Annotated in this window: 11 protein-coding genes; 3 read left to right on the top strand and 8 right to left on the bottom strand. The window is 69.3% G+C overall.

The window, feature by feature from the left end; translation table 11 throughout:
• Genes OG741_RS34240 through OG741_RS34215 form a run of 6 tightly spaced genes read right to left on the bottom strand, consistent with a single transcriptional unit; the run spans window position 1 to window position 11,594 of the window.
• Entirely contained in the window at window positions 1-1,077 is a 1,077-nt protein-coding gene (locus OG741_RS34240; RefSeq protein WP_405604151.1) for a hypothetical protein, read from the bottom strand.
• A gap of 16 nt (window positions 1,078-1,093) precedes the next feature.
• The gene (locus tag OG741_RS34235) at window positions 1,094-3,064 is read right to left on the bottom strand and encodes a hypothetical protein (protein WP_405604150.1); all 1,971 of its coding nucleotides are present in this window, start codon (window positions 3,062-3,064) and stop codon (window positions 1,094-1,096) included.
• Entirely contained in the window at window positions 3,061-4,836 is a 1,776-nt protein-coding gene (locus OG741_RS34230) for an AAA family ATPase (protein WP_405604149.1), read from the bottom strand. Before OG741_RS34230 ends, OG741_RS34235 begins: the two co-directional genes overlap by 4 nt.
• On the bottom strand, window positions 4,833-6,239 hold the full coding sequence (locus OG741_RS34225) for a hypothetical protein (protein ID WP_405604147.1): 1,407 nt from the start codon (window positions 6,237-6,239) through the stop codon (window positions 4,833-4,835). Before OG741_RS34225 ends, OG741_RS34230 begins: the two co-directional genes overlap by 4 nt.
• Complete coding sequence (locus tag OG741_RS34220) at window positions 6,236-6,952, bottom strand: 4Fe-4S single cluster domain-containing protein (protein WP_405604145.1); 717 nt, start codon at window positions 6,950-6,952, stop codon at window positions 6,236-6,238. Before OG741_RS34220 ends, OG741_RS34225 begins: the two co-directional genes overlap by 4 nt.
• A gap of 34 nt (window positions 6,953-6,986) precedes the next feature.
• Window positions 6,987-11,594, bottom strand: a complete 4,608-nt coding sequence (locus OG741_RS34215; protein WP_405604143.1) for a trypsin-like peptidase domain-containing protein — start codon at window positions 11,592-11,594, stop codon at window positions 6,987-6,989.
• A 406-nt stretch (window positions 11,595-12,000) separates the two neighbouring features.
• Between OG741_RS34215 and OG741_RS34210 the strand changes: the two genes are divergently transcribed.
• Window positions 12,001-12,762, top strand: coding sequence for a DeoR/GlpR family DNA-binding transcription regulator (locus OG741_RS34210; protein ID WP_405605922.1), 762 nt, complete (start codon window positions 12,001-12,003; stop codon window positions 12,760-12,762).
• Window positions 12,763-12,847: 85 nt separating this feature from the next.
• Here OG741_RS34210 and OG741_RS34205 read toward each other — a convergent pair whose 3' ends face one another.
• Together OG741_RS34205 and OG741_RS34200 are read right to left on the bottom strand one after the other, a co-directional pair.
• The gene (locus OG741_RS34205; RefSeq protein ID WP_405605920.1) at window positions 12,848-13,231 is read right to left on the bottom strand and encodes a VOC family protein; all 384 of its coding nucleotides are present in this window, start codon (window positions 13,229-13,231) and stop codon (window positions 12,848-12,850) included.
• A gap of 154 nt (window positions 13,232-13,385) precedes the next feature.
• Window positions 13,386-13,796 carry a Fur family transcriptional regulator gene (locus OG741_RS34200; protein ID WP_405604141.1) on the bottom strand — a complete coding sequence of 137 codons (411 nt, stop codon included), beginning with the start codon at window positions 13,794-13,796 and terminating at the stop codon, window positions 13,386-13,388.
• 379 nt (window positions 13,797-14,175) lie between these two features.
• Here OG741_RS34200 and katG point away from each other — a divergent pair, with 379 nt between their 5' ends.
• Together katG and OG741_RS34190 are read left to right on the top strand one after the other, a co-directional pair.
• Window positions 14,176-16,407: a catalase/peroxidase HPI gene (katG, locus tag OG741_RS34195; RefSeq protein ID WP_405604139.1), complete on the top strand. Its 2,232-nt coding sequence runs from the start codon at window positions 14,176-14,178 to the stop codon at window positions 16,405-16,407.
• A 535-nt stretch (window positions 16,408-16,942) separates the two neighbouring features.
• Window positions 16,943-18,817 (top strand): galactose oxidase-like domain-containing protein, encoded by a 1,875-nt coding sequence (locus tag OG741_RS34190; RefSeq protein ID WP_405604137.1) that lies wholly within the window; start codon window positions 16,943-16,945, stop codon window positions 18,815-18,817.
• The last annotated feature ends 4 nt before the right edge of the window (window positions 18,818-18,821 follow it).

The raw sequence follows: 18,821 nt of genomic DNA, 5'->3' as shown, positions 1-18,821 counted from the left end.
TCAGCGCCTCCCGGGCGTGTCACGGCCCCGGAGCACGGCCAGGGACAGATCGATGACCGGCTCCAGCACATTCACCGGGAAGACAGGGCCGTCGATCCCCCTGACCCGCTTGCCCTCGCTGTCGTACCGGAACAGGTCGCCGTTGTTGACCCGTCGGCCGAACGGCTTGTCCTTCTCCCGGTGGAAACCGATCGCGGACGTGGCGTAGTAGCGGACCCGTCGCTGGTCGAACCTCCGCTCCAGCGAGGCGCGCACCAGATCGGACGCCTTGTCGTGGGCGTGGTGCTGACAGAGCCAGTTGAAGTAGGCGTGGGCATTGGCCTCGCTGATGGTGGGGGTGTGCGGGAAGTCTGCGGCAGGGACCACGAAGTGCCCGTCCAGCGCCGGTCCGTACACATGCTGATGGTCGAACTTGGTGATGCAGACGGCGACGTACTGGGGCAGTCTCCCGCCCACGAGACCCTCGCTGCGACCGGCCACCTCGTCCAGCATGTGCTGGAAGAACCCCATTGTCTGTTCCTCCTGGTCGTCCCGGTCGATCAGTGGGTTGTGGAGGTAGACGAACGCATCCGCCCGCGCCAGCTGCCGGGCGACCGACGGGCGGTGGGGGCTCGGGGTCCGGAAGTCGAAGATGCTTCCCGGCAGATCCTGGAGGTGCAAGGTGAACTGCATCGGCTGCTCGGCCTTGCTGCGGGCCCGCAGGAGGGAGGCAGGTATGTCCCGGGGCCTGCGCCGTCCGGGCTCAGGGGTGCCGAAGACGGTCCAGCTCGTGGGTTGCCCCGGGTTCACCGTCGCTGTGGGCAGCGAGCGTCCGGAGGTCATGGCGTCGATGACCGCCTGCTTCAGCCGGCGCGACTCCTCGTCCTGGGCGTCGATGAGCCAGTTGCCCTTGAGTTCGGTGCGCAGGGATGCGAGCAGCAGCGCCCACAGAAACGTGGTCTTCCCGGCCTGGGTCGGCGCCCAGAGGGCGATCTTCACCCCGTCGTCGTCGGGCCAGCTCAGCTCGTCCGGCGGTGTGCCCGGCGTCTTGGTCTCCCGCCGGCCGAAATTGAGGTCAGGTCCTTCTGATGTGGTCATGGTGGTCCACCTGTCCTTACGCCGAGGGTGTGAGCGGTGAGAGCGGGAAGGGGACCGGCCTCGCCGTGCGGGCCGACGGCGCCAGCGTGTTGGCGGCGTCCGCGAAGAACTCGGGGTCGGGGTCGTCGTCCGTGCCGAAGACCCCGCTGCTTTGCTGCTCGCCGCTCTCGACGGTCAGCTCGATGACGTCCCAGCCGTCGTCGGCGGCCTGCCGCCAGGTCCGGGCCGCGCTGCGCGCGGCCTCCCGGTCGTCGTAGTCCCCGTCTCCCGGCTCGGGTTCGACCAGCAGTACGGTCCGTCCGAGCCACTCGCCCGCCTCCCGGGCCAGGGTCCGCCAGTCCAGGCCCGCCGGGCAGGGCCTGGGATAGCCGCCCCACTTCCCGTCCGGGTCGCTGTAGGGTGCCCGGCTCGCGACGACGAGCAGGGAGCGGTCGCCGTCGTGCCAGCCTCCGAGTTCGGACATCCCGTCCAGCGCGTCCTCCAGTGCCGCGGCGTAATAGAGCACGGGCGCGTCGAACTCCTCAAGATCCTTGAGCTCTTCCAGCGCCGCGTCGAAGGACTTGAGCGGACGCTTGGGGGCGAAGGGCAGTGCACCGGGGTCGGTCCGGCCGCTGCGGCCGTGGTCATGGCGCCAGTAGGGGCGCACGCTGACATGGACGGACTCGGCCGGTCTTCCCTCCCTCACGTGCTCCAGCAGCCGCAGCGCTCCTTCGATGCGCAGCGCGTTGCGCTCCCCGCCGATCTCGATGAGGACGACCACGTCCAGCGGCAGCTCCCGCTGTGCGCGGTCCATCCGGTCGAGCAGTTCTCGCCAGGTCAGCGGTGATGTCTGCTGCTGGAGCCTGCCGTCCACCGAGATGCGTACGTCTCCCTCCCCTTCCAGGGTGAAGTCCAGACTCACCGAGGCGTCCGCCCGGACCTCCGTCTCGACGGCGCGGACCAGCTCCCACTCCTCGCGCCGCTCGCCGGTCAGGTCGACCACGGCGATCGCGATATTCACCGCGTACGAGCCGTCCGGTGCGGGCGGTGTGCGGACCTCGACGTGCTGGGCGCGCGAGGACGCGCCACCCGTCACGGTGAACAGCGGCAGCGGTTCGACGACATACAGGCCGGTGAGCTCGTCGTGACGGGTGAGGGCGAGGGCGTAGGCGTGCTGGGTCGGCAGTCCGCCCAGCAGATGGTCCACGGCCTCGGCGGGGGTGACCGACGGCTCGGCGAACAGTGTCGATGCGTTCGGGTGGCGTCGGCGCAGGATGCTCATCAGTCGTTCCGCCGACGGCCAGCCGGGCAACTGGGAGATCAGCACGACCCTGCCGCCCTCCGCGAGGCGGCCGACCGGCGCCAGAGCCTCTTCGGCGAAGGACAGTTCGCCCGCCCCTGCGCTTCGTCCGCCCGCGAGCAGGAAGCGGGCGTGGACGGGATCGTGCGGCAGTGCGGGAATCAGCGTCTGCCAAGGGATCGTCCGCGCCTCCGCGCTGTTCGGCCGCCCGCCGGGGCCACGGGTGACCGCGACGGCATACAGACCGTCACCACCCAGGACGGCAACGACGATCCGGTCGGCATCACCGTCAACGAGGGCCCGCAGTACGGGCGTGACGTCGTCGGACCTGGGCGCGGGCTCCGCCGCCAGTAAATCCTCGGCCGCGCGGCGTTCCTCCGCACTGACAGGTGCACCTGAGGAGCCGACGGCGTATGTCATCAGCCGGTCGGTCCACTCGGCGGCCCGGTCCCGAGGAGCACCGTGTGCGGCGCGCAGTGCGGCCTGGGTGCCCAACCCCCGCCGTGCGCGGTCGAGTTCCGTACGCAGGGCGGCCTGGGACTCACCGGTGACCGGACCGGCGACGAGCGGGCCGGTGATGTCCCAGCCGCAGTGCGCGGTGTCGGGTGAGGTTCCGGGCACACCGCAGACCGGGCACGCGGGAAGGCCCCCGGCTCCGGGGCCGGTGCCGGAACCGCGTCCCGGCAGAAGAGAGGGTGGTGCGGTCATACCGATGGCTCCCGGTAACTCGTCGGTACATCGTCGGCGGTGAGCGGAGCGGTGATGTCGGGCCGGCTGCGGGTGCGCTCGGCGGTTTGGCTGATGCGCACGGCCCAGCGCTGATGGGTCGCCTCGGCGAGGTTGCGCATCTCTCCCGCGTTGCCGAAGGTCTTGGCGTCGCGGTTGTCGTACAGATGGGTGACCAGACGCAGCAGGTGGTCGCTCAGCGCCAGGTCCGGGGTGTGACCGATGGTGGCGAGGATGCCCAGCAGAATGGCGTGGAGCTCTTCGGGGGTGTAGTCGGCGAAGTCGAGTTCGTTGCCCCGGCTGAAGCGCCGCCGCAGTCCCGGGTTGCTGGCGAGGAATCTGTCCATCTCCTGCGAGTAGCCGGCAACGATCACCACGAGGCGTTCGCGTTCGTTCTCCAGCCTGCTCAGGAGGGTGTCCACGGCTTCCTGGCCGAATCCGCCGCGGCCCTTGGCGGTGAGCCGGTATGCCTCGTCGATGAGGAGCACCCCGTCGATCGCCGAGTCGATGACCGCGCTGGTCTTCACGGCGGTACCGCCGATCACGTCCGCGACGAGTTCGTTGAGCTCGGGGCTGACGAGGTGGCCTCGCTTGAGAACACCGAGTTCCCGGTAGAGCTGCCCGATGATCTCCGCGACGGTGGTCTTGCCGGTTCCCGGATTGCCCCGGAAGACGAGGTGGCGCGAGGGCGGCGGCACCTTGACGCCCTTCTGCCGCAGCTGCTCGTCCACGGGCGACAGCGCGATGAGTCCCCGTACGTGCTCTTTCACGCTGTGCAGACCGGTCAGGGCGTCGAGCCGTTCGAGGGCGCTGCGGTCGTCGCGCTTTTGGCTGAGCCAGTGGCCGATCTCCGCCTCGGTGAACTCCCCTGCCTGGGACAGCCGTTTGAGCCAGGAGCCGGCGAGGACGTCTCCCTGCGCGGTCATCATGTTGACGAGCCTGTCCACCTGGTCCCAGTGCGGGACGACCAGGCCGTGGCGCAGCCTGGCGAGCTGGACGAGCCGGTGCAGCTCAGGGCGTTCCGGGGTGCGGATCTCTCCCGCGATCTTCGATCCGCTGCGCCCGCTGCGCCGTTCCACGTAGTCGGCGAGGGCCGCGGAGCTCCCGTACCGCCTGATCGCTTCGACGATCTGGGCCTGGCTGGACGCGGAGAAGACGAGGACGCACAGGTTGGTGCCCGCCGCACCCTGGACCCACTCGCCGAGGCGTCCGGCGAACTCTCGCCCGGCTTCGTTGCGGGCGAGAAAGTCCTCGGCCAGCTCGACGACGACCGCCGTGCGTACGTCGGTGCGTCGCATGTAGGCATTCAGGGTCTGCACGGCGGCGGCGTCGGTGATGGTGCCGCCCGTGCGGCCCGCGGCAGTCGGTGGCTCGTCGCCCTGCCCGTGGGCGAGGTCGGCCTGTTGTCCGGCTCCCCTGCCGAACTGGACACGCCGGCCCTGGGGGCCCACGATGGCGCGCGAGCGGCCCCGGCCCCCGGGCCGCCGGACGCTGAGGGATTCGGCGTCCAGGAAGTGCAGGGGCTCGGTACTGGAACTGAAGACCACGCGCCGGTACCCCGCGTTCTTCAGGAGCAGCAGGAGCGCCTCTTTGAGGGACCGCTGCTGGTAGTCGGTGCAGATGAAGGAGTCCTCGGTGCCGCTTCCGTACAGCACCAGGACGGGTTCGCCGGATTCGAGATGGAGGGCCTCTGCCAGCCGTTCCACGGTGGCGGGTGCCAGGGTTGCCGCCCGCTCGGCCGCGCCGGCGGTCATTCCGCCTCGATGCGCAGCGGGGAGCGGGTGGGCACATAGGCCGTCTGCTCAATCCGGCGCAGGTCGGCGAGACCGGGTTCCGGTTCGCCTGTCGCTTCGGGTTCGCGCACCTGAATGCCTGCGTCACGCAACCGGGCGGCCAGGGACCGGGCCCGCCTGAGCCGGATCTCGTCCGCACCGACGGCGTCGTGGAAGGTTGCCATCTCCAGTACGCAGTCGGGCCGTTCGCCGGGCAGCTGGGACACGGTGATGACGATCTCGCTGCCGTCCTCGTGGTTCACCTTGGCGGTGAAGGCGCCTCGTTCGTCACCGCCCTGATAGGTCCAGCCGTCCATCTCGTAGCCGTTCTCGATCAGTACGTCAACGGCGGTACTGGCGACATCGGCGCGGACCTGCGAGGCGAGCTGCTCGGCCCCCGCGAGCTGATTGATGTCCTTGAGGTGTTCGTACATCCGCGGCACGCGGTGCTCGAAGACCTGGCGCATGTCCTCGACGGACGAGGGACCCGACTCCTCCCTGACCCGGCGCAGCTCCGCCTCGATCTGGCGGTCGAGCAGGGTCAGGCTGCCGCTGCTCCACCGGTCCACATCCACTTCGGAATCGTTGAGTGAACCGTCGATGTTGACGCCGGAGCGGCGGCGGTTGTGATCGACCTGGTCGGCAAGCCTGCGCAGCGACCCGTCGGCGAGGCTGCGCATGGTGCGCCATTCACGGTCCCGCAGCTCCAACGCCACACGCAGCTCGCCGAGTTGCAGCCAGCACTCTTCGGCTGCGGCGAGGGTGGCCTCGGAGAATCCGGCGCCCAGATTGGCCTCGGCGCGCTCGATGCGCTGTTCCAGCTGGGCCAGCCGGCCGGGCGCGAATCGCTCGTGCGGCAGATGGCGGCGGATGTGGCCGGCCACCAGGACGGCCTGCTGAAGTGATTCGGTGGCCCGGGCAGTCGCCCGGGCCCGGTCGCCGAAGAGCTCGCTCATGCCTTCCTGCAGCTCGCTGACCTGACGGGTGCGCTCGGCCCGTTCGGCCGCGAGGACCTCCTCGGTCCAGCGATGTTCCGTTTCGATCAGCGCGTGGGTTTCCGCTCGTACATCGGTGAGGCCGGCGTCGATCCTGCCGATGAGTTCGGCTTCCTGCTCCGCCATGCGCCGGGCATGCTCTTCCAGGCGCTTGGCGGTCCGCTTTTCGAGATCGTTCATCTGCTTTCCCGCGGCGGAAAGCGATTTCTCGAATTCGCGCTGCCGCGCCTCCACGGTGGCGAATCCCCGCTCGAAGTCGCGTCGTGTGGTGCGGCGTACGTCGTCGAGAAGCGACGGCAGACTCTGGTTCAACTCCCGTAGGGAACGCGCGGCCTGGTGCAACCGCTGCCATTCGGCTTCGTCAACGACGATGCGCTTTCCTCGGCTCATGTTGTCTCTCCCCGCGCGGCGGAATGTAAGGAGGTACGAGGGGCCCTCGCGGCGGCCGCGTCGGCCGCCGCCGGATGACGCACGGAGGACAGCAGCCCGGGGGGCGGTACTCCGATGATCGTCAGTTCGCTGCCCCGCACGGTGACCCGGGCGGAGCGCGGCCCGTCGGCGAGGGCGGACGCCGCGTGGCGCAGCCTGCCGGTCAGATGGTGAACGGTCTGGTTGGCGCTGCCGCGCAGCCCCCGGCCGTCGTCGAGCCGGGCCACGTACTGTCCGTCGATCAGCACGTCGAGCCGGCCGAGCAGGTCGGCGACGCCGGGGTACGGCGGCCGTCGGCGCAGGCGGGAGAGCCGGAAGCCGGTGAAGCAGATGATGTCCGGCTCGGGGCGCCCGAGGGCGAGGGCACGAGCGCGTGCGTGGGCGGCGAGGGCAGCGAGGCCCTCGGCCTGGCGCATCGGCTCCCCTCCGGAGAAGGTCAGGCCGGTGACCCGCGGGTCGGCGAGCAACCGCTCGGCGAGTTCCCCGGGATCGATGACCTGAGCGGGCCGGTCAGGGATCCATTCGGGCGCCATGCAGCCACGGCAGTCGAAAGGACACCCCTGAACCCACACCACCCCCCGTAGCCCGGGCCCCAGCACTGTGGTCGTCGCCGCAGCAGCCACATTGAGCGCGGGAGAAACCAAGAGGAACACCCCCCGTTCCACTTCTTTCATCCGGCAAGACAAACAGCCTTACTGGAAACTGGAATTAATCATAGGTCATACGGCAACTGCCGACAGCTCTTTGAATGAATTCCATAAGTCCATCCATCTCCAGGGCATAGCGGATCCGCAAAGCGTTGGCCAATGATTCATCCTCGGTGGAGGTCATGCCGAGCTCCCGAAGGATCGCGATCCGCACATTCATGGCGTGCACCAGCCACAGCGCGTTGGTTTCGGCGTCCGCGCGCAGCAGTTCATGCCCCAGCGCCTCCGCCTCGTCGGCCGCCTCCAGCGCATCCGCGGGGCACCCGGCGGCCAGCCGGTGCAGAGCCTGGGCGATGAGCGCGTCGCGGACACCCCACTGTGCTCCGGCCGCACGGAACTCCGCTTCGGCCACCACGGAGTCGTCCAGGGCCAAAGGCAGGTCCCCCAGAAGACTCCGTACGTACGAGCGGCGCAGCCGCCACTCCGCCGCGAACCCCCTGTTGTCCTCCGAGCCCTCGTAGGCCGCCACCAGCTCGTCGCAGAGCGGCAGCGCGATCTCCTGGTGGCCGGCGGCGACATGTGTGTACGCCAGAGCGCCGAGGCTGTCGAGCACCTGCGGGTTCCCGGCGGCCGGGCCCGCCAACCTCCGGTAGGAGGCGAGGGCCTGACCCAGCGGAACCACGGCGTCGTCCAGCCGCCCCTCGAGCCGCATCGCCTCGCCCTGCAGCCGCAAGCCCCGGGCCAGCGCGCGCGCCGGGTCGTCGATCTTCCCGCACACCTCGCCGACGCGGACGAGATCGCGCAGGGCGCCCTCCGTGTCCCCGGCGCGGATACGCAACTCGACGAGGTAGAGCATCGGATGCGGCGCGTGCGCCAGGGGCGCGCAGACCTCCGGAGCCCCGAAGAACTCCCTCTCGACGCCCTCGGCGACGAACTCGATCGCCTCCGGCAACCTCTCCCGCAACACCAGGAGTTGACCGTGCTGAACGAGGGTGGTGGAGATCAGACCCGGGTTGGTCTCCGCGAGGACCCCGCGAAAGCGCAGATTGCGTGCCTGGAGCCGCTCGGACACTCCCAGTGCCTCCACCACACGTTCCAGTTCCACCAGGGTGACCATTTGCTGGGACATGGCGCGCGCCACCGGAGACAGCAGCCGTCCGGGCCGGGTCTCCAGCAGTTCGGCGCCCGCCGTGGCGGCCCGTGCGTACGCCGCCAGGGCGTTTTCCTGTTCCTCCAACGCGGCCTCGATACCGCCCAGGCCGATCAGCTCATCGACGAGCGCGGCCACTTGGCTGGCTCCCGGGTCGGTGTCGGCGAGCGACTGGCGCAGCTCCACCGTTCTCCGGGCGTAATCGCGTGCCTCACGCCAGTGCATCTTCTCGGCGTTCTCCTGGGGCACCACCCACAGGCTGAGGTCGTGCAGCAGATCGGCGGCCTCGCCCGGGAGGGTGACCCCGTCCTGGTTGTCGCCGGGCTCGGCAAGGGCCAGCGCCTCCCTGGCCAGCTCGACGGCCCGTTGCCGGTCCGTGTCCGCACACTCCTTGGCCAGCCGGTGCCGTACGAGGACCTGGGAGACCGTGTCGGGCGAGACGCCTTCCGCGATCTCCACGGTCTTGGTCGCCAGACGCAGCGCGAAGTCGGCTGTCGGCTCGAGTTCGTGGCCCTCGCCGGCCACCAAGTCCTCCGGACGGGGCAGCAGTTCCAAGAGGGATTCGGGGAGTGCGGCACCCATGTCGCGCAGTGAGGCCAGGGCGTGCACAAGCAGAAATCCGGCACGTCCGTAGCCCGCTTCGCGATGCTGGGCCGCGATCGCCGCGGCGCTGCGGCTCATCTCGCGCGCCCGCTTCGTCTCCCCGGCTTCGAAGGCGATGTGCGCGCGGGCCACCAGAAGGAAACACAGAGCCGTGTTCAGGGCCCGGATTCCCTGGCCGTTCAGCCATGTCAGGTGTGCCAGGGCCTCGTTCAGCAGTCGCTCGGTGTTGCGCGTGTCCTCGGCGGCGAAAGCGGTGATCGCCCGCGCGGATGCGACGGCGCCCAGTTCCAGGCCGTACAGGTCCCGGTTCTCCAGCGCTTCGGGCGGCAGGGATTCGTGTGCGGCGTCCGCCGCTCGCTGCGCCCGTTCCACCTGTCCCATCACGACGAGGATCTGCGCCTTGGTGGCCAGCGCCGCCGACACCATGGCCGCGTTGTCGATGACCTCGGGCGGCAGCGTGCGCATGGCGGCGATGGCCTGGTTCACGAGGTTCTCGGCCTCCGCCGCGCGCCCTGCGACCAGCAGAGCCTCCGCCGCCGACAGCAGGGCGACGACCCCGGAGCGTCCCGGTTCCTCGACCGTGCGGCAGATCCCGACCGCCTTCTTGCAGTACGCGACGGCTTCTTCGGCCCGCCCGGAATGGGCGAGTCCCACGCCGAGGGCGCCGTACGCGACGACGATGTCGTCGGTCTGGCTGCCCGGGTTCTCGCGCTCCAGGTCCTCGTACTGAACCACCGCGTCGCGCAGCGCCGCGACCCCCTCGGTGAGACTGCCCGTGGAGATCAGATCCGCCCCGTACTCCAGCAGCAGCCAGGGAGCCAGCTCGGACGCGTCCAGGTGGCCCATCAAGAAGCTGGACACCGGCGTCAGTTCGACACTGCTGACCGGCATGGCCTCCACGACGGCTTCGATGACGCCCTCGTCGAGTGCTTTCTCGGCGAGGACTTCCTTGATGACGGAGCCGAGGCCCCGGCCCACGCTCGGCGCGAGACGGACGGCGACGGGGAGGCGTTCCAACTGCCGCTTGCTCAGCAGGGTCACGGCAAGCGCTTGCGCCTCGGGGCTGTGCTGTGCGGCGCGGGCGAGCACGGTGAAAGCGTGCCGCAGCCGGTGCTCGTCGAGTCCGGTGAGCGCCTTGTCCGCCATGAACGGCTGCTGTCCGAACTCGACCGCGACATGGTGCTCTCCGATCAGGTCGGGGCGCAGCGGCGCCCAGTACCGCGATCCGTCGCCCTGGCCCACCGGGTAGAGCGAGCTCAGCCACTCCGCGATTTCCAGGCTCGTTCCCGTACGGAAGCCGAAGACCCGGCTGATGAGCTCGACGGCGGACTCCTGGTCGTCCGCACCGACGAGTACGGACAGCGCTACGGCCAGGTCCCGTTCGGAGGGTCCGACCTCCTGACTCAGCCGGTTCCTTCCGCTGCGGGTCCAGTAGCTGCGCTCCCGGTCCAGGAGTTCCTTGATGACCTCTGTGCCGGGCGTGACCGTGTGCTCGACCAGCGGGTTCTCCCGCGCCTTGAGGAGGGCGAGCAGGGCCGCGGCATGAACCTGGAGCACCGGTGGGTGGTCGTCGGGGCGCGTCTCCAGGGCAACCTGGGTGGGCACGGGTACACCGTGCCGCTTCGCGAACGCCTCCAGGGCGAAGGTGAACTCCGCCTGCCAGTCCTCGTCGGTGTCCGCGAGGCCGGCCAGCCCCAGCACATGACGGCTGTCATCCGCCTGGCGCCGCATCGCGCGGTCGGCGAGCTGCTCGCGCAGCGCCTTGGTCCACCAGGCTCCCGCCCTCCGGGCCAGCAGCAGCAGACGCAGGGTGGAGGACTCCTTGAAGTACTGGCCGCACAGATCGAGCAGTGTGCCGAGGCTGGACAGGCTCTCGGCGTAGTCGATCACCACCAGGGTGGGCTCTCCCAGTCCGGCGAGCCGCTTGATCATGTACGCCAGCCGCTCGGGCGACTGGTGGGTCACGGCCGCGCCGAGGGATCCTGCGATCCATCCGGCGCGCCGTCTGTCGTCCAGCAGTTCCAGAGCCGAGCGGGTCTTTCCCGCCCCGCCCTGTCCGGTGACGAGCCGCAGGGAGACGCCCTCGGCCGACTCGCACCAGCCGATCAGATCCCGTTGCCACTGGTCGCGGCCGTGGAAGGGGACGACTCCGTATTCGGGGCGCAGGGGCCACGAAGGGCTGTCCGCCTCGTCCGGCTTCGGCATGCGCCGCGGCATCGTCAGGAAGTCGTCGAGTTCGGGAAAGAGGGAGCGGCGGCGCGCCGCCCGCCAGCGTCCGCCACGGTTGACGAGTGTGGCCAGGGTGGGGTCGCGCTCGATGAGGGGCGGGAGCGAGACGGACCATCCTCCCGCTGCCAGACGCCGGTCGTCGGCGGTGCGCTTGATGACGGCGCAGATCCTCCCGGTCCGGGTGTTGAGGACGGGTGCGCCGCTCATTCCGGGCAGCATGACTCCCTCGCTGACCTGGAGCAGCTCCACCCCGTCCAGGACTGTGGTGCCCAGCGCGCGGTAGTCGGCCCGGTCCTGCAGGCGACGGGTGCCGTCGAACCGGCTAGTGAAACCGACCGTGCTGAGCTCGTCAGGTCTGCCCCCGGTGCCGGCCGGCTCCGTATCGAGGTCGGCGAACGGGTGCCCGGAAAAATGCGGAGTCTCGACGACGGCCAGGTCGGGCAGCGGGTAGTTGCCCCGCTGGGCGGGCGCCGACAACTCTTCCGGCAGTCTCAGCTTTACGGTTGCGGGCCGGGCCTCGCCCCGCCAGTGGACGGTGCAGTCGTCCTGCTGTACGACGTGTGCGGCCGTCAGGAGCGTGCCGGGTGCGATGAAGAACCCCGTCCCGTTCTGGCCGCCACAACTGATCCGCGCTGTCACGGCCAGGAGCAGGTCGGGCAGCGTCTCCTGTAAACCCTCGTGCCCCACGAAGCCTCCCCCAAGGCTGGTGTGCTGCCCCGTGTGCACCAAGCGCAGGGCACAGGCACGCGCCATGGCCTGATTCCGGTCGGAACGGCCACATCTGGACTATAGGTCTGGCCGTATTCGCTATGCCAGGGTCTGACGGGATCCGTCCGGATGGATCGTCAACTCGTCCACTTCTGAAGAAATTTGACGCCCGAAGACAGAGCCGGACCGGTATTCCCGTCAGCCCTCATGCCTGCCAACCACCCAGTCCTCGTTGCCGTTCGGCGCGACGGTAACCTCGAAACCGAGGACTTCCGCAGCCTGAGACCGTTGCCCTGAGGGACGCGGTTCGACGGCGACGACGGGTCGTCGGGGCGTCCTGAGAGCGCTCCCCGCCCGAGCGCAGATGCACAGTAAGGAGAACGCCCTGGACGGCGAGGAGCGTCGACGTGCCATTCTCGCGGTTGCCCGACGCAATGGATCGATGGAAGTCGCCGCCGTCGCGGCGGAGTTGAGGGTTTCCCCGGAGACCGTGCGGCGGGATCTGCGGGTGCTGGAGGAGTACGGCCTGGTCCGGCGTACGCACGGAGGTGCCTACCCTGTCGAGAGCGCCGGATTCGAGACGACGCTCGCAGCCCGCACCACCCGGTACGTACCGCAGAAGGCCCGCATCGCCACGGCAGCCGTCGAGTTGCTCGGCGAGGCGGAGACCGTCTTCGTCGACGAGGGCTTCACCCCGCAGCTGATCGCCGAGGCGCTGCCCCAGGACCGGCCGCTGACCGTCGTCACCGCGTCACTCTCCACCGCGGGCTCGCTGGCCGGGCGGGAGCACACACAGGTATTGCTGCTGGGCGGGCGGGTGCGGGGCAACACGCTGGCCACGGTGGATCACTGGGTGACCGGGATGCTGGCGGGCCTGGTGATCGATCTGGCGTATGTCGGGGCCAACGGCATCTCCCGGGAGCACGGGCTGACGACGCCCGATCCGGCGGTCGGGCATGTGAAGGCGCAGGCCATGAAGTCGGCCCGGCGCCGGATATTCTCCGGCATACACACCAAGTTCGGCGCGGTGAGTTTCTGCCGGTTCGCCGAGGTAACGGACTTCGAGGCCATCGTCACCGACACCTCGCTCTCGGCCGTGGAGGCCCAGCGCTATGCGCAGCTGGGCCCACAGGTCATCCGGGTGTGAGCGGTCCGGTCAGCCCTTCTCCGCACCGCCCTGCGGCCTAATCCGCTATCGCGGGGCCGATGCCGGGCTTGAGCGAGGACTGAGGTCACGAGGACAATGCGGCTCGTTCGGATTCGGCCAGCAATATGCAGAACTCGTTGCCCTCCGGGTCGGCGAGAACGACCCAGCCCCAGCCGTCGGGCTTGCGGCGATCGGCGACGAGGGAGGCGCCGAGCTTCAGCAGCCGCTCAACCTCTGCGTCCCGCGAGGTGTCCGGGCGCAGGCACAGATGGAGCCTGTTCTTGGCCGACTTCGGCTCTGGAACCTCGTTGAAGTGCAAGGCCGGGCCGCCGGGCAGCATGATCTCGGTCTCGTCGTCACCCGGTTCGTCCTCGGGATCCAGCGGGCGTCCAGTCACATCGCTCCAGAACCGCGCCAGTTGGTAGGCGTTCGCACAGTCGATCGCTATGTTCGTCACCGTTGAGATCATGCGCGCGATCATGTCCGAGAGGCGCCGCGCTCGCCACTGGAATATTGCCGCACCGCGGCCCACTGCTGCGGCCGAGAAGCACTCCTCGACTGCGATGCGGGCGCCGGCGGCCCGCACGACCTCCGCCATCAACCATGACGAAGACACTCCCTGGCTACGCGCAGGATGGGCAAAGTCCGCGGTAGGTGACCTCGACCTCTGACACCGTGAAGCCGAAGCGTTCCGCTGCCGGGAGGTCGGCCAGCGGATTGCCGGTCGGGTGGACATCGCGGATGGTGCCGCAGGTGGAGCACACCAGGTGCTGGTGCGGATGGTGTGCGTTGGGGTCGTAGCGCTTGGCGCGCCCTTCCGTGCAGACCTCTATGACCTCACCGAGGGAGACCAGCTCGCCCAGGGCGTTGTAGACGGTCGCCCGGGAGATCTCGGGCAGCCGTTGTGCCGCGTGGGCATGCACCTCGTCGGCCGTGAGGTGCACGTGGTCGCCGTCGAGGACCTCCGCAACGACACGCCGCTGGGAGGTCATCCGCCAGCCACGCCCCCGCAGTCGCTCCAGCAGGTCGCTCATATCGGTTCACCTATTCAGGTTCGGTGGGATACCCAGAGTTTACCGGTGGACATCCGGGTTCCGATGGGATACGGGTTTGGCGCGCTTATTGACTTGGATTCTGTCCATTGTAGGATCGGTTCCGGTGATAGCCAAGGGACAGGAAGACTCCAGTACGGCAGGAGAGACGTGATGGCCGGCCGCCAGGCCCGGTGCGAGGGACGTGTCGTGTCGACGCTGACGTCGGCTGCGCGGTCGGCGAGACCCCCTGCCTGCCCCGGTCCGACAACCCCGAATCTCGATCGACGAGGCCGAGGTCACCTACTGGGGCCCGAGCCCCGACTGTTCCACCGCCCGCAGTTCCTGAGCACCATGATCCGCCTGGTCCGGAAGGATTCCCATGTCTGAGAACCACGATGCAATCGTCACAGACGCGAAAACGGAGGATGGAGGTGGCTGCCCGGTCGCGCACGGGCGTGCCCCGCACCCGACCCAGGGCGGCGGAAACCGCCAGTGGTGGCCGGAGCGGCTCAACCTGAAGATCCTGGCCAAGAACCCCGCCGTGGCCAATCCCCTCGGCGAGGAGTTCGACTACGCCGAGGCGTTCAAGACCCTCGACCTCCCCGCGGTGAAGCGCGACATCGAGGAAGTGCTGACGACCTCGCAGGACTGGTGGCCCGCCGACTTCGGGCACTACGGCCCGTTCATGATCCGTATGGCGTGGCACAGCGCGGGCACCTACCGGATCAGCGACGGCCGCGGCGGCGCAGGGGCCGGCCAGCAGCGCTTCGCCCCCCTCAACAGCTGGCCGGACAACGGGAACCTGGACAAGGCCCGCCGCCTGCTGTGGCCGGTCAAGAAGAAGTACGGCCAGAACCTCTCGTGGGCCGACCTCATGATCCTCGCCGGCAACGTCGCCCTGGAGTCGATGGGCTTCGAGACCTTCGGCTTCGGCGGCGGCCGTGCGGACGTCTGGGAGCCCGACGAGGACGTGTACTGGGGTCCCGAGACCACCTGGCTCGGCGATGAGCGCTACACCGGCGACCGGGACCTGGAGAACCCCCTCGGCGCGGTGCAGATGGGCCTCATCTACGTCAACCCGGAGGGCCCGAACGGCAACCCGGACCCGATCGCCGCGGCCCGCGACATCCGCGAGACGTTCCGCCGGATGGCGATGAACGACGAGGAGACGGTCGCCCTGATCGCGGGCGGTCACACCTTCGGCAAGACCCATGGCGCGGGCCCGGCGGACCACGTGGGCGCCGACCCCGAGGCCGCCTCCATCGCGGAGCAGGGCCTCGGCTGGAAGAACACTTTCGGCACCGGCAAGGGCGCCGACGCGATCACCAGTGGCCTCGAGGTCACCTGGACCAGCACGCCGACCCGGTGGAGCAACAACTTCTTCCAGAACCTGTTCGGCTACGAGTGGGAGCTGACGGCGAGCCCCGCCGGCGCACACCAGTGGGTGGCGAAGGACGGTGCCGGTGCGGGCACCATCCCCCACGCCCACGACGCGTCGAAGAGCCTGGCTCCGACGATGCTGACGACCGACCTCTCGCTCCGGTTCGACCCGGCCTACGAGCAGATCTCGCGGCGTTTCCTGGAGAACCCCGACGAGTTCGCGGACGCCTTCGCCCGCGCGTGGTTCAAGCTGACCCACCGCGACATGGGCCCGGTCGTGCGCTACCTCGGCCCGGAGGTCCCGTCCGAGACGCTGGTGTGGCAGGACCCCCTGCCCGCCGTGACGCACGAGCTCGTCGACGCCGAGGACATCGCCTCCCTCAAGGCTCAGGTCCTCGAATCGGGCCTGTCGGTGTCCCAGCTCGTGTCCGCCGCGTGGGCGTCGGCCTCGTCCTTCCGTGGCAGCGACAAGCGCGGCGGCGCCAACGGTGCGCGCATCCGCCTCCAGCCGCAGAGCGGGTGGGAGGTCAACGAGCCCGACGAGCTGGCGACGGTTCTGCGCACCCTGGAGGGCATCCAGGAGTCCTTCAACGCGGCCCGGTCGGGCGGCAAGCAGGTCTCGCTCGCCGACCTGATCGTGCTCGCCGGCGGTGCGGGCGTCGAGAAGGCCGCCAAGGACGCCGGCTTCGACATCGAGGTCCCCTTCACGCCGGGCCGCGTCGACGCGTCGCAGGAGGAGACCGACGTGGAGTCGTTCGCCGCGCTCGAGCCGACCGCCGACGGATTCCGCAACTACCTCGGCAAGGGCAACCGCCTGCCGGCCGAGTACCTGCTGATCGACAAGGCGAACCTGCTGACGCTGAGCGCTCCCGAGCTGACGGTTCTCATCGGTGGCCTGCGCGTCCTGGGCGCGAACCACCAGCAGTCGTCGCTCGGCGTCCTCACCACGACGCCCGGGTCCCTGACCAATGACTTCTTCGTCAACCTGCTCGACCTGGGCACGACGTGGAAGGCGACGTCCGAGGACCAGAACACGTTCGAGGGGCGCGACGCCGCCACGGGCGAGGTCAAGTGGACCGGCACCCGTGCCGACCTCGTCTTCGGCTCGAACTCCGAGCTGCGCGCGCTCGCGGAGGTCTACGCGGGCGATGACGCGAAGGCGAAGTTCGTGAACGACTTCGTCGCGGCGTGGGACAAGGTGATGAACCTCGACCGGTTCGACCGCGTCTGATTCCGCCTGATCATGACGTCCAGGTCGGCCCGCGAGGGCCGGCCTGGACGTTTTGGCAAGGCAGGCCACGCGCCCCGAGGAAACGCACGGCGCACCGCCGCTTCCCTCACAGCGGGCCATACACGGCCCGTGCGCATTGCTTTCGACGCCATGCCCGAGCCCGAACTCTGCAGCAGCGCATGGCCGTTGTCCCCGCCGACGTCTGGTTCGCCGATCCCAGCGGCGCGAGTTCATGCGCGGACACCTGGCCCCGTCGTAGCCCTTCACCTCACCTCAGCGTGAGCCGGTCATCCCGTCCGAGCGTGGCCATTGCCGCAGTCCCCCGCCTCCACGCCGAAGGTCGACCCACCCCCTGACTGGCCCGGCAACCCCCTCCCGACCGGTCGACACGCTCACTCCTCGCGTTTGCACGTGATTACGCTCTGTGTTCCTATGTCACAGTCCGTAACATTCGGTCTATTCCGTTTGCATATTCACCACTCGCCCCCCAGGGCACGGTCATGCACACGGAGGCCGACAGGCCACGAGGAGTCCCATGTCACGACCACGACTGTCCACGCTGATCTCCGCCTGCGCCGTCATCTCCGCCCTGACCACCCCCCTCGTCACTGCCCTCCCTGCCGCCGCTCACGACGGCGCGTCCGAGCCGCGCCCCCTCCCCCGGGTGACAGAACGCGACACCGGCGGCAACGTCGCCGTTGACCAGGCCGAGGCCGCCGTCCTCGGCCAGGAGCACGCCGAGACGCACGCCAGGGCCCGCCGGGCGGCCGAGGACCTCGGCGACTACTCACAGCCGATGCGTACGGCACGCCTCGAGTCGCTCACCAAGTCCCAGGCGAAGCACAACGCCGCGTTCAGCGCGCAGGATTTCGGCGTCTTCAAGGAGTACTTCCCGTCACCCGACTTCGCCGTGCACGTGGCGCAACTGCCCACCGGCAAGGTCCTGATGTTCTCCTTCGAGAGGATCGAGACCAACCCCACGAAGGAGACCGCCCCCACCCAGATCATCGGCAAGGCGAATGCGGGCCGGGCGCATCTGTGGGACCCGGCCAAGGGCCGCGGCCCGGACGCGTTCAAGGAGGTCACGCCGCCCACCGTGATGATGCCGGACGGCAAGGACGAACCACGTCCCGCGCCGTTCTTCTGCGCCGGTCACGCCTTTCTGCCCAACGGCATGCTCGGCGTCTTCGGCGGCAATCTCGGCGGCAACCACGGCTCCGGTGCCAAGCTGTCCCTCGTCTTCGACCCCTGGACAGAGACCTGGTCCCTCAACGAGCAGATGTCCGTGGGCCGTTGGTATCCGAGCGCCGTGACCGGTGCCGACGGGCGGATCCTCATCATGTCCGGGCAGTCGGAGCTCGGCTGGGGCACGCCCACGCCCATCGTGGAACGCTTCCCGGCACTCGGCCTCCCGGTCCCGACCACGAAGACCGACGTCCCCGAGAACGTGCCCGTGGACGTCTTCAAGGCGGAAGCCCCGTTCAAGCACGACTATCCGCATCTGTTCTCTTTGCGTGACGGCAAGATCTACGGCCTCGGCCGCGATCACAACCAGCAGTGGCTCTTCAACCCGGTCACCGAGACCCGCACGAGCCTGCCCGACCGGCCCGGCGTCCTCCTGCGCAATTACGGCTCCGCGGTGCCGCTGCCCGCCGGTTTCAAGGGTCCCGACTCCGTCCTCGTCCTCGGCGGCGACCGGGACGACCCGAACACGTACCAGTTCGTCGGCGGCCAGTGGAAGACGAAGGACGCCCGCGCCTTCGGCCGTACGCAGGACGACACCCTGATCCTGCCCGACGGCACGCTGTTCACCGTCAACGGCTCCTACGACATCCGCGACTACGGGAACGGGCTCTACAACCCCAACGCCGACCTGAAGTACCGGCAGACCGAGATGCGCGACACCGACGGCAACTGGAAGCTCGGGCCCGCCCAGCGGCTGCCGCGCGGCTACCACTCCAACGCCGTGGTCCTGCCCGACGGCCGCATCATGGTCACCGGCGACGAGGCGCAGCAGATCGCCAACGACCCCGACATCAAAGACGACATGGACGGCTCCGTCGAGATCTACGAGCCGGCCTATCTGCACAACGGCGAGCGTCCCGACCTCTCCGCGGTGCCCCGGCGCACGGTCGGTTACGACGACCGGTTCACGGTCCTTACCTCGGACGCCGCGGACGTCAAGCGGGCCGTCCTGCTGGCCCCGACGACCGCGACCCACTCGGTGAACTTCAGCCAGCGCCATCTCGACGTGCGCATCAAGAGCCGGAGCGACGGATCCCTCGAACTGCAGGCGCCGCCCACGGCGGAAGCCGCGCCACCCGGCTACTACATGCTCTTCCTCCTCAACGAGGACGGCGTGCCGAGCGTGGCCAAGTTCGTGTCCTTCGGCCCGCCGAACACAGGCTGACGCC

It is taken from the genome of Streptomyces sp. NBC_01410 (assembly GCF_045040195.1).
In the GTDB taxonomy this organism is placed as follows: domain Bacteria; phylum Actinomycetota; class Actinomycetes; order Streptomycetales; family Streptomycetaceae; genus Streptomyces.
The sequence above is the reverse complement of the archived record's forward strand: the minus strand, read 5'-3'. Positions and strand labels throughout refer to the sequence as shown.

Coding starts and splice junctions, on each gene's coding strand:
- OG741_RS34240 (WP_405604151.1), bottom strand. CDS start 1,077: ATGACCACATCAGAAGGACCTGACCTCAATTTCGGCCGGCGGGAGACC.
- OG741_RS34235 (WP_405604150.1), bottom strand. CDS start 3,064: ATGACCGCACCACCCTCTCTTCTGCCGGGACGCGGTTCCGGCACCGGC.
- OG741_RS34190 (WP_405604137.1), top strand. CDS start 16,943: ATGTCACGACCACGACTGTCCACGCTGATCTCCGCCTGCGCCGTCATC.
- katG (WP_405604139.1), top strand. CDS start 14,176: ATGTCTGAGAACCACGATGCAATCGTCACAGACGCGAAAACGGAGGAT.
- OG741_RS34225 (WP_405604147.1), bottom strand. CDS start 6,239: ATGAGCCGAGGAAAGCGCATCGTCGTTGACGAAGCCGAATGGCAGCGG.
- OG741_RS34220 (WP_405604145.1), bottom strand. CDS start 6,952: ATGAAAGAAGTGGAACGGGGGGTGTTCCTCTTGGTTTCTCCCGCGCTC.
- OG741_RS34200 (WP_405604141.1), bottom strand. CDS start 13,796: ATGAGCGACCTGCTGGAGCGACTGCGGGGGCGTGGCTGGCGGATGACC.
- OG741_RS34230 (WP_405604149.1), bottom strand. CDS start 4,836: ATGACCGCCGGCGCGGCCGAGCGGGCGGCAACCCTGGCACCCGCCACC.
- OG741_RS34205 (WP_405605920.1), bottom strand. CDS start 13,231: ATGATCTCAACGGTGACGAACATAGCGATCGACTGTGCGAACGCCTAC.